The sequence below is a fragment of the Nostoc sp. NOS(2021) genome, assembly GCF_017115025.1.
Lineage (GTDB): Bacteria > Cyanobacteriota > Cyanobacteriia > Cyanobacteriales > Nostocaceae > Nostoc.
In genome coordinates this window covers 1-11,697 of the sequence record NZ_JABXKM010000135.1, presented here as the reverse complement: position 1 = coordinate 11,697, position 11,697 = coordinate 1, and the positions used below count along the sequence as shown (strand labels likewise).

Annotated in this window: 11 protein-coding genes; 6 read left to right on the top strand and 5 right to left on the bottom strand. The window is 42.7% G+C overall.

Going from position 1 to position 11,697, the window contains the following annotated elements:
* The coding region (locus HWQ41_RS17930) for a PAS domain S-box protein (RefSeq protein WP_292765513.1) at positions 1–1,930 on the bottom strand (1,930 nt) is incomplete at its 3' end.
* 340 nt (positions 1,931–2,270) lie between these two features.
* Here HWQ41_RS17930 and HWQ41_RS17925 point away from each other — a divergent pair.
* From HWQ41_RS17925 to HWQ41_RS17910, 4 genes are all read left to right on the top strand, one after another.
* Positions 2,271–2,435 carry an ATP-binding protein gene (locus HWQ41_RS17925; RefSeq protein WP_292765515.1) on the top strand — a complete coding sequence of 55 codons (165 nt, stop codon included), beginning with the start codon at positions 2,271–2,273 and terminating at the stop codon, positions 2,433–2,435.
* Positions 2,436–3,064: 629 nt separating this feature from the next.
* Entirely contained in the window at positions 3,065–4,150 is a 1,086-nt protein-coding gene (ada, locus tag HWQ41_RS17920; RefSeq protein WP_292765510.1) for a bifunctional DNA-binding transcriptional regulator/O6-methylguanine-DNA methyltransferase Ada, read from the top strand.
* Entirely contained in the window at positions 4,134–4,778 is a 645-nt protein-coding gene (locus tag HWQ41_RS17915) for a DNA-3-methyladenine glycosylase 2 family protein (RefSeq protein ID WP_292765507.1), read from the top strand. The genes ada and HWQ41_RS17915 overlap by 17 nt, the downstream gene beginning before the upstream one ends.
* Positions 4,779–4,873: 95 nt before the next feature.
* A complete protein-coding gene (locus HWQ41_RS17910) occupies positions 4,874–5,872 on the top strand; it encodes a DMT family transporter (protein ID WP_292765505.1) in 999 nt (332 codons plus the stop codon).
* A 683-nt stretch (positions 5,873–6,555) separates the two neighbouring features.
* Here the strand turns inward: HWQ41_RS17910 and HWQ41_RS17905 are convergent.
* Positions 6,556–7,020: a YbhB/YbcL family Raf kinase inhibitor-like protein gene (locus HWQ41_RS17905; protein WP_292765503.1), complete on the bottom strand. Its 465-nt coding sequence runs from the start codon at positions 7,018–7,020 to the stop codon at positions 6,556–6,558.
* Positions 7,021–7,198: 178 nt separating this feature from the next.
* Complete coding sequence (locus HWQ41_RS17900) at positions 7,199–7,816, bottom strand: flavin reductase family protein (protein WP_292765500.1); 618 nt, start codon at positions 7,814–7,816, stop codon at positions 7,199–7,201.
* 327 nt (positions 7,817–8,143) lie between these two features.
* Between HWQ41_RS17900 and HWQ41_RS17895 the strand changes: the two genes are divergently transcribed.
* Together HWQ41_RS17895 and HWQ41_RS17890 are read left to right on the top strand one after the other, a co-directional pair.
* The gene (locus tag HWQ41_RS17895) at positions 8,144–9,124 is read left to right on the top strand and encodes an aldo/keto reductase (protein ID WP_292765497.1); all 981 of its coding nucleotides are present in this window, start codon (positions 8,144–8,146) and stop codon (positions 9,122–9,124) included.
* 847 nt (positions 9,125–9,971) lie between these two features.
* Entirely contained in the window at positions 9,972–10,172 is a 201-nt protein-coding gene (locus HWQ41_RS17890) for a heavy-metal-associated domain-containing protein (RefSeq protein WP_292765494.1), read from the top strand.
* 280 nt (positions 10,173–10,452) lie between these two features.
* On the opposite strand, the gene HWQ41_RS17885 is transcribed toward HWQ41_RS17890, so the two are convergent.
* A complete protein-coding gene (locus HWQ41_RS17885; RefSeq protein WP_292765492.1) occupies positions 10,453–10,872 on the bottom strand; it encodes a pentapeptide repeat-containing protein in 420 nt (139 codons plus the stop codon).
* Positions 10,873–11,121: 249 nt separating this feature from the next.
* The coding region (gene dapF, locus HWQ41_RS17880; RefSeq protein WP_292765489.1) for a diaminopimelate epimerase at positions 11,122–11,697 on the bottom strand (576 nt) is incomplete at its 5' end.

Genomic DNA, 11,697 nt, shown 5'->3' with positions numbered 1-11,697 from the left:
TCCCCACTCCCTGATTTAACAAATTCTTTAACACCATCAAGTTACCCATTACCGAAGTTCGTAAATCGTGGGCAACCGTATGCAAAACAACATCTTTGACGCGATGCAATTTTTCAACTTCTTGCATTTTCTGCTGCAACTGTGCTGTCCGTTCTTGTACTTGGTGTTCTAAATTAGTGTTAAGTTCTGCTAGTTTTTGGCATATCTGGCTTTGCTGAATGGCGATCGCTACCTGTTCTGACATCTGCTGTAACAAATCAATTTCTATTGGCTGCCAATGACGCGACCCTGAGCATTGATTGGCAATTAACGCCCCAAATAATTCGTCACCTAGCATAATTGGTACAGCCAAAGTCGCCCTTGTGTGGAATTTTCGATAGTGTGCTTTGACTTTGGGAGATACTGTCATTTGCGTTATGTCTTCAACGACACGCACAAGATTATCTTTTAGTAAATTTCGCAATTCTTGTAGATAAGCTTCATCATTAGTAGACCAACCTGAGACTGATGGATACTTGGGATCTACTGATTCGGCAATAGTTCTGACTCCTAAATTGGCATTATTTAGAGCAATAAAAACTCGATCTGCTTGCAGAAATTGCCTGACTTCCGTGACGGTGGTTTGGAGAATTTGCTCTAAGTTGAGCGAAGACCGAATTCGCACTAAAGTTTCTGCCAACAAGCGATCGCGTTGTGCTGATAGGCGTAATTGCGCTTCTACCTGTTTGCGTTCTGTAATGTCGTGATGGACTGCTAAAATGGAAGGTATACCATGCAAATCAATGACTTCGGCTGAAAGTAGCGTTGTAATTATCTCGCCAGACTTTTGCCGAAATTCAAGTTGCAAGTCGCGAACAACTCCTGTGGCTTGCAACTCCTGTAACAAATTCAGGCGATCGCGATCGTGAACCCAAAGATTTAACTCAAAAGAAGTTTTACCAATCACCTGATCTCGCTGATAACCTGAGAGTTTCACAAAACTGTCATTAACTTCGATAAATCGTCCTTCTTGCAGCGTACTAATAGTAATTGAATCGGGGCTGCAACTAAAAGCTTTGGCAAATTTTTGGGCAAGATTTTGTAAAGCGACTTCTGCTTGTTTGCGTTCTGTGATATCTCGGACAATTGCTAGTACCTCGTCTTGTCCACTCACTACCAACCGCGCCTCATAATCTCTCATTCCCAAAGGTGTTGGTAGTAGATATTCGCAAGTTTGCAAAGTTCCAGAATCTAAAGTTTTAGCGATCGCTACTTGGCTAATCGCCGCAACATCACTGGGCAATAACTCCTGCAAATGTTTTCCTACTATTTCTTCTCTCAAAAGAGTGACATTTGCTCCCTCACTTTTCAAATCTAAATACTCTCCATCGCGGCTGATGCGAAACATCAAATCGGGGATAGCATCCAAAATTGCTTTATACCGCGCCTCACTTTCTTGCAATTTTTCTTGGGCTAGTTTTCGGTCTGTAATATCCATGACCAAGCTATTCCAAAGAAAATCGCCTTCTGCTTGTAGTTCCGGTTGCGAAGTACCTTGAATCCACTTAAGTTTACCACTAGGCGTAATGATGCGACCTTCCCAATGCCAAGGTGTAAGAGTGGTGCGACAAACAGCAATAGATTCTGCAAAAGCTTTTATATCCTGTGGATGAATCAGTTTGTATAGCACCTGAAAGTCTGCCTGTAAAGCTTCTGGTTCTAATTCATACAAATATTCACAACCAGAACTGATATAAGGGATAAATACAGAACCATCCTGCCGTTGCAGAATTTGGAAAATCATCCCCGGTAAATTGGCAGCAATTGTTTCCAACAGAGTGATATTCTCTGGTTGAAAATCTGGTTTATGCGGTGATTTTACAATTTCATCCACTCTTTGACCCTTTGATATACAAGCAATTGGCATAATATTCAAGGTAATCATAGCCATTGTGAGAGTTTTTTCGCTGTCGGCGCGATCACTAACAGCAAAAAAAGTGGCTCTACTTTCAGAGTAGTTCTGGATGCTGCGATCGCATTCCCCCAATCGGGTGAACCATTTGCCAGAGAACGAATCAGTTCAGGAGTGCTGAGTCACCGATCCCCTTGGGAGAAGTTCAGAAAAGTGACGCTCCTGCGTCGCTAACAACTAGGCGTTGCCGCTCCGACTTCTGGCTGAGTCACCTTGAGGCATCTTCTGAACATTAAGCTTATCGTCATTCAAATTGCATCTCCGTGTCTTTGCGTAAGAGCGTCTTTCTAGCAACTTGAACTATGCAGCTTAAAAGCGCATTTTTGAGCATTTATTTACTACTAAACTTGTAGGCAAAGGTACAGGATTAGGATTAGCGATCGCTCGACAAATTATAGTTGAAAAACATGCAGGTACTTTGGTAGTAAATTCTACTTTTGGACAAGGCTCTGAGTTTGAGATAACACTACCAATCGGGAATTGACCAAATAATTACTAATTCACGCGATGTGCGACTTAATATTCTGACCTCTCTCCTAAAAGGAGAGAGGCTTTGATTTTGGCTCCCCAACGCTAGTAGGGAAGGGGTTGGGGGTTAGGTTTGAGATAAAGTCGCACATGGCGTTAATTCGTAATGACGCTCTCTACCAGACGCTTAGAGTTAGCTTGCTTCTTTGCAGGAGTACGCAAACTAACTCTAAGCGTTCGCGGTAGCGTCTCCCCTTGGGAGAAGAGAAGGCTTTACGCTACGCTATCAGCTGAGGGTACAGAGCAAGAACTGATTGCAACTACGAATTACTTTGACAGACTACTAGAATGTCTACAACGGGCTACGCCTACGCAACGATAACATCGCAGATAATATTGTTAAGCCGTAATTGCAGTAAACGCAGCCGACTTTGATCGCAACAATCAGATAGAAAGTAGTTTTTCAATAGACTAATCTAGTGTTAGATCAAGCTTAGTACGTAGCGATGTATCTGGAAAACCTCTCTCTAAATCTCTCTCCTAATAGGAGAGAGACTTTGAATTCTCCCCCTTCCCTACAAGGGAAGGGGGCTGGGGGGTTAGGTTTCGCCCCGTGATTTACCAGAAAGAGCAGAGGAGGCATCAATGCAATTACAACAAACACCAGTCTTGGAAGAAACTCTTTGGCAAGCAGTTCTCAATCGAGATCCCACTTTTGAAGGCAAGCTTTTCTATGGTGTTCGCTCTACAAGCGTTTATTGCCGACCTATTTGCCCTAGTCGCAGACCAAATCGTAATCAAGTTTGTTTCTTCCAGTCGGCACAAGAAGCTGAAATCGCAGGTTTTCGACCTTGTAAGCGCTGTCAGCCACAATCTGAAAAAGTTCCAAATCCGGCTAAGGCGAAAGTTTTAATAGCATGTCGATACATTGAAGCACAAGTTGATCGCATTCCAACCCTTGCGGAATTATGTTCTGAAGTTGGAATGAGTTCCAGTTATCTCCAAAGAATATTTAAGCAAATAATTGGCGTATCCCCCTTTCAATATGCAGATGCGCTGCGTAGTGAACGATTGAAACAGCGTCTTCAGGGAGGCGAGGAAATTGCTCATGCAGTTTACGACACGGGGTATGGTTCAAGTAGTCGAGTATATGAGAAAGCACCTAAACAACTGGGAATGACACCAAAGACTTACCAACAAGCAGGAAAGACAATCAACATTGTCTATGCGATCGCTCCATGTCCACTAGGATATTTGCTTGTGGCAACAACAGAGAAGGGTATCTGCGCCGTTAAACTAGGTGATGAAGCAGACAAACTTGAACACATTTTGAACCAGGAATTTCACCAAGCGGACATCGTGCGTGATGATCAGACACACAAGGAATGGATACAGGCAATCCTCGACTTTATTGCGGGAGATGAAACCCATCTCGATTTACCACTTGATGTCCGGGGGACAGCATTTGAGAAACAGGTTTGGGAAGCATTACAAAAAATTCCTTATAGCGAAACGCGCACCTATGCCGATATCGCCCGTAATCTTGCCAAGCCGCACGCAGTCCGCGCAGTGGGTAATGCTTGTGGAGCAAATCCGACGGCGCTAATTGTACCATGTCATCGTGTGCTGCGGAGTGATGGCAGTCTTGGTGGTTATCGCTGGGGAATTGAGCGCAAACAAAAACTGCTGGTACAAGAGTTGAAATTTAACAAAGATGACTCAAACACCTGAACTAGAATCGTTGACTGAAGAAAGTCTGACCCGTGGTTTAATGGTGCTTGCCAATCTTGACAGCGATTTGGCTCGGATTTTAGAAACACTAGGGTCTCCACCCATCTGGTCAAGAGAACCGGGTTTTGCAACGCTTCTGTGCATAATTCTGGAACAGCAAGTTTCCGTAGCGGCTGCAAGGGCTGTATTTAACCGACTTTCTGGGGTTGTTGTAACTCTGACACCAGAAAATTTTCTGATATTGGATGATGCTCAATTAAGAGGGATTGGATTCAGTCGGCAAAAAATTCTATACTGTCGCGGGTTGGCGAATGCGATAGCAAGTGGTCAGCTTGACCTAACCAAGCTGGAAAGCATGGACGAAATTACTATCAGAACTGAGTTAAAGTGTCTCAAAGGGATAGGAGACTGGACAGTTGATATTTACTTGCTGATGGCGCTGCAACGTCCTGATGTCTTTCCCAAAGGCGATTTAGCGATCGCGATCGCTTTCCAAAAACTCAAAAACTTGGCGACGCGTCCAACACCAATCCAACTGGAAGCAATGACACAGCACTGGCGACCCTGGCGAGCGATCGCTGCAAGACTTCTATGGCACTACTATCTGAGTAATCCCAATTCTCCCTAAACTTGCAATGATTGCTCCTTCTCCCTTTTCTACGAGACGCTGCGCGTCTGGTAGAAAAGGCGCACTTGGCGGTTCGTTTAATAAATATAAACTAAATGGTAGAAAATCAATTAAACCTAACAGAAGAGAAACCTGATAAAACTTCAAATATCCTGCCGATAATAATAGTAATAATCGCATTATTAGCTTTATCTTCAACAGCAATATTTATTAAAATTGCTGTTAGCGAAATGAGTGCTGTTGCTACATTATTTAATCGCTTATGGATAGCGACTATTATCTTTGGCTTATGGAGTGGAATTAACCAAGCACGTACTCAGGTTAAAGATGATCAACCTATCCTACCACAGCAGCCTTATCCAATCAAAGAGATCGCGTTTTTAATCGCAGTGGGTTTAGTTCATGTATTAGGTCGATTATCTTGGACTTGGTCGCTAACTCAGACTGGTGCTGCTAATGCTAATGCGTTAGGTAGTCTCAATCCGCTATTTACTACTTTAGGAGGATGGCTATTTTTTAATCAAGTTTTTGGACGCAAATTTATCATCGGTCTGATTTTAGCAATAATCGGCGCGATCGGTGTTGGATTTGAAGATTTATTGCGTTCTAATTATAATTTTACAGGTGATGCTGTTGCGGTCATATCATCGATATTTTATGCAGCAAACTTTTTACTGATCGAGCAGATCCGCAATAAGTTTTCAGTTCTCACCATACTCGTGTGGCGTTGTGTGATTGGAACTTCATTGATGATACCAATAGTGCTAATCTTTGAAAAACAAGTTTTCCCAGTTACTTTGTCGGGGTGGTTAGTAGTATTTGCTCTAGGTGCTATTTGCGAAGCCTTGGGTCATGGGCTAATTGTATACAGCCTCAAAAGTTTTTCTTCAGGATTAATCTCTTTACTATTACTACTCAATCCAGTGATTGTTGCTATTCTTGCTTGGATACTTTTCTCGGAAAACTTGAGTGTTTTTAACTTGCTAGGGTTAGCTCTAATTTTAGGGGGTATATATTTAGCAATTTCTAGTAAAGAATCTGTGCAATCTAGCGTTAATATCCCCATGCAATCTCCAGCAGAAAGTGAATCTTAAAAAGTTCGTAGTCATGACTTTAGTCCTGATTTTCTAAGAGGATGTTTTAAAAGTCCTATTGTAGGTATAAAAACGTTCTATATCCTCCTAAATCTCCATTAAAAAGGGGGACTTTGATTCCGGTTCCCCACTTAAAAAGGGGAGCCAACGCGGTCTTCTCCGATCGCCCTTGGCGTCTCGTAGAGAAGGGGAGACACTAAAAGCGATAGCGCAGCGTTAGCGAGTCAGACGCTCAAGGATTCGCTAACGCTACGCTATCGAGCGTCTGGGGCTTTCCCCCATGAGCGACTGGCGTGGGTTAGGGGGGATCAATAAGTGCCTAAGCTCACAGCCAAATACTTTTCAAACATTCTCTAAGGAACGTGGATTAAATAAAATGCAAAACTTCATCCTATCTCTAGCTTCCCTCTCTAATATATCGGAGAGGGATTGAGGGTGAGGTAAGCCAGGGACATAAATTGTATGTTATTTAATTCCTATTCCTAAGCACTAAAGTGCTTACTACAAACTCTCAAAACTAGCTTGACAGTGTTAATAGAGATGTTGCACGCCAAAGCACTGTCATAGAATATGACATTATGCCTGCCTTTTTACGCCTGTGGAGAACTTGTAAGCCCTGGAGTAATTCAGGCGGAGATCGTTGAAGCAGGAATCACGCGACTTCAAGTCGTGTGAGGTTCAAATCAGCTCTCATAAATTCCAACTAGCCGTGCTTGCTCGATGACATGATCAGCGATCGCATCGAGGAGTTGCTCTCGGTTCAAGCCTGGTTTCAGGTCGAGTTCCTTATTTAAGGCGTACAGCCAGAAATAGTAGTGATGAGGGCCATGCCCTGCTGGTGGAGCAGGGCCAGTATATCCTGGCTGATTGGAACTGTTTAGACCTTCAATGAATTTGCTGCCGTCTGCTTGGGCAAGCTGACTAACGGTTGGCCCAATGCCGTAGATTATCCAGTGAGTGAACCCGCGAGTTAGCGGCGCGTCTGGGTCATGGCAAATCAATACCAGTTGTTGAGTTCCAGACGGGACTCCGCTCCATTCTAGTGGAGGTGAAATATTTTCGCCTTCACTGGTATAGCGTTTGGGAATCCGTTCGAGGGTAGTAAATGCAGGGCTGACAATCCGCAAATTTTTGATGTTCAAGGCCATTAGCAATCTCCTTTCGATGCAACAAACTGAGTCAGCTTGCCCAAGCAACGGTGTCTCAGTGTTCATATCGATAGTGATTTCATTCGTTGTACAAAACAACATCCAATGGATATAAGTCGAGGGTGAATTTCACAAGGCAGAAGGGAACCCATGCCCAACTTTGTAAATTAACATCCCATCATACCTTTGGAGTTGTCATCTCAAATAGTTGCCCAATCTTTGTATACTCAACTGGCCCACCTAAGCGCGTAATTGGCTGCATCCCAACAGTATCAACTAACCCCAAATCTTGGCGGTACAAGTCTTCACGCACATGAAATCGTAAAACTCGACCCAATACCATTACATTATTGGTTCTTTCCACTGGAACTATTTGTGTGACTTTACATTCCATTGCCACAGGTGAGCTTTCAATCCGCAACGGTCGGACATCTGTAGCAGGAATAGCTTTTAAGTTTGCTTTTTCAAACTCGTTAACTCCATAGGCAAATTCCGTTCCTGTTTGAACCATTGCATGAGACAGTGTTTCATCCACCACATGACACACAAATTCATCAACTTCATGAATATTGCGTAACGTGTCTTTTTCTTTTGGCTCACGTCTATGGTATGCAACTGAGAACATAATGGTTGGTGGAAAACCTGAGACTGCATTGAAAAACGAATACGGGGCGAGATTGGGAATTCCAGAGGCACTAATTGTAGACACCCATGCAATTGGGCGAGGAGCAACGATGCTTGTCAATAGATGGTAAGGAGCAGGGTCTTTCATTTCCTGCGGCACAAATGATAACATAAAATTCTCTAATCTCGCGGGTGGTTGAGAGGATTCAGTGAATACCAAAAATTAAATTATTCAAGAGCTTATTAGAAAGTCCCTTATCTAAGTTCAATACTATTTGCCCATTTTTGGTATGGCTCTTTGGTCATAACAACCTAGATTTTGTGTTCAAGCCAAATTCAGCCTGTAGACGGATATTTTAACTGAATCGCACTTGAAAGTTTGTAGTCTATTGAATGTACTAAGAAGTACCTCTAATAATAGATGAGTTGGCCAGAGCTAGAGGGATAATGCTCAAAGGTCTGTTTTTTTCGTCGTCATTACTGATTAGGAGACTGTTAGATGAAAATTGTAAAGTTAGGCAAGCAGGGATTGGAAGTTTCTCAACTAGGACTTGGTTGCATGGGAATGTCTGAATTTTACAGTGGTCGTGATGAACCAGAAGCGATCGCTACTATCCATCGGGCATTAGAACTTGGGGTTAATTTCCTCGACACTGCTGATATGTATGGGCCGTTTACCAACGAGCAACTAGTAGGCAAAGCTATTATTGATCGTCGAGACCAAGTTGTACTAGCAACCAAGTTTGGTAATGTCCGCACTGAAGACGGCGGTTGGAAAGGCGTTAGTGGTAGACCGGAATATGTCCACACAGCTTGTGATGCCTCGCTTAAACGCTTGGGAGTTGAGACAATTGACCTATATTATCAACATCGAGTTGATCCCAATGTACCAATTGAAGATACTGTCGGGGCAATGGCAGAGTTAGTACAGCTTGGTAAAGTGCGCTATCTAGGACTCTCGGAAGCTTCCCCTGCTACAATTCGACGGGCGCAAGCTACTCATCCGATTACCGCACTCCAAACAGAGTATTCTTTGTGGAGCCGCGACCCAGAAGATGAAATTTTACCTACTGTACGAGAGCTAGGAATTGGTTTTGTGGCTTATAGTCCTCTTGGTCGTGGGTTTTTATCGGGAGCCATCAACCATCCTGAAGACCTTGCAGCAGATGATAATCGCAGAAATCACCCTCGTTTTCAAGGTGAGAATTTTTACAAGAATTTACAACTGGTAGAAAAAGTTAAGCAAATCGCTACTGAAAAGAAAGTTACGCCCAGCCAACTTGCCATAGCATGGTTGCTAGCCCAAGGCGAGGATATTGTTCCAATTCCTGGTACAAAACGCCGTCCCTATCTAGAGGAAAATATTGTAGCTAGTGAGATTACTCTGACTCCAGATGATTTAAGTCGAATTGAAGCAGTTGCACCAAAGGGTGTAACCGCAGGCGATCGCTACCCTGATATGAGTACAGTTAACCGTTAAGTTATTCTACTAGCAAGTTTTCAGTTCTTTCAGCAAAGCTGTACTAAGCACTCATTGATTCAGGCTCTCTGCCCAACATTTCCAAAACCCGATTTAAGTAATTAAGTAATCTTGTGTTTGTCCAGTAGCCTGAGTTTTTTCTGTCACGTCTGACAAGATTTTGTCGCACTTGAATAACCAGCATGTTAAAGCGCATTGCAAATCAGCTAACTCTACTGCTTGGTCAATATTCTCTACCTTTACTATGTCTGGGACAATTCACTCAATAAAATATCTACTTTTCTTAACACCGCACTGTTCTATCCTGGGCACTACTGGCAATAATTTGTGCATCAAAACTAATCACTACGGAATTAACTAATATAAGAACATTGTCCTGATCACCCATTCATACCACGAGACAGATGTTTTTTGGATCTATATATGCCTTGAAAGTTGCACATAACTATCTATAACATATCAATAAGTTAAAAACTACAGATAAAAGGTTTTTTGACTTACGTATAGATGCTTGTATGTTCAGGCAACGCTGCGAGAACAACTATGTCGAACGGGAACGCCTATCGGAGAATCTGCAATGTCTGATGGAATCTCAGAACAAACTAAAAAAGCGGCTTTTTATCAGTTAGTAGTACTCAGGGTATTTTCATAAATAACTTTATATCTTTTGGCATCTTATTTAATTTTACGTCCTGTAAATTTTATCAATAAGAATTTATGTACAGCGATTATTTAATACTGCCACTGTGATGCCCAATTACCTTACTTCAGCAAGATGTGCGCTCACTCTCTCAACCGCTATAATATTTATTAAATGGAAATTCTAGTTGACTTAATGAGGTAACTAATGGCAATTAAATTGAAAGTTCCGAATATTAAAGGTGATGACTGTGCCAAGAAAATAACTAAATCTATTCAGACTATGGAATCTGATGCCAAAGTAAATGTTGACGTTAATGCTAAAACCGTAACTGTGGAATCTGCGGCTTCTGAAGAGTCAATTAAACAGATAGTGCAATCTGCTGGTTATACTATAGAGGGTTATTAATTACTTCATCTAAATTTCTCAGGATATTTAGATGAGGTAGTTTAGCCGGCACAATTGCTTAATCATAATATTCGCCCGTTTTTCGGGCGGAATATTACCAAATTACTCTACTTGATAAAGAATATTTTCCTTCTCTAATACGCTTGAAATAGTTAACTTACTGTCCTTCTTATCAACTGCAACAAATATAGATAATTAAAAATTCTCTTTTGGCAGCCCATGAGAGTGATAATTCAAGTGACCTAGTTACCCCCTTGGAGCAGCACCTCTATTGGCAGGCTCAGAATTCATATCCTTCAGCGATCTGTCGATCTCTTTCAGGATCGGGATCGGAGACAACTCGACCATCAGGCAAAACGGTATTGTACGTATACCCATCCCAGATCATTCCGTTGTCTCTAGCATCTTGGAAGTTAGCCCTGATCATAGAACATTCCAAAGTCCTACAACTCGTGAGATTAGCCCCTCGGAAATCAGTTTCATTCAAAAGAGTCATGCTGAGATCGGCTCCTTCCAGGTTGGCATTTCTGAAAATAGCCCCCCGCAAGTTGCAACGGAAGAAAAGGGTTCCTTTAAGATCAGCCCCTTCGAGATTGATTTCTTCAAGACAAACCTCTTCCAAATTGACTCCACTCAAGTCAACTCCGTGAAAATCTCTCTCCCCAGCAGCATAGCGCCTGCACAACTCCTCAGCATCCATACCTTAACGCCCCAATCAATTACTATCTATAATCCAATACGCTTGAATTAGCGTCAAAAACCATAAACTGCGTAGGTTGGGTTGAACGAAGTGAAACCCAACAAACCACCGAAAATGTTGGGTTTCACTTCGTTCAACCCAACCTAGGATTCTCCTTAACCCAAGGTACCGCACAAACCCTCTGAAACGCCCTCCTCGCTGCAAGGCTTCTATGGCACTACTACTTGAGTAATGCCAATGGGAAATCGGTTACAGTTTACCAGTGAATACCTTTTCAGCTGGGCCTGTCATGTAAACCCGTTGGTCTACTTCTGACCATTCAATTTGCAAGGGGCCACCTGGTAATTCGATAGTGGCGGCGCGATCGCATTTCCCTGTTAATACTCCAGCTACCAAGGAAGCACAAGCACCAGTACCACAAGCTAATGTAATCCCAGCACCCCGTTCCCACACCCGCATTTTCAAATAGTCACGGCGTACCACTTGCATAAATTCGGTATTTATGCGTTGGGGAAAAGCTGGGTGATGCTCAAATTTTGGGCCGATGGTTTCCAGCTCAATTGCTGCGACATCTTCTACAAAGGTAATGCAGTGGGGATTTCCCATACTTACACAGGTGACTTCCCAAATTTGCCCAGCCACTTCCAACGGCTGAGAAATTACTTTTTCTTGGGCGGGTGTAAGGGTGGTGGGAATTTCGCCAGCGAGTAACCTGGGTAAACCCATGTCTACTTTAACTTGACCATCAGGTAAGATTTGGGGAATCATCACACCAGCTAGGGTATGAATGCGATATGTAATTGAAGATCGGGAAAATTCTTCCCC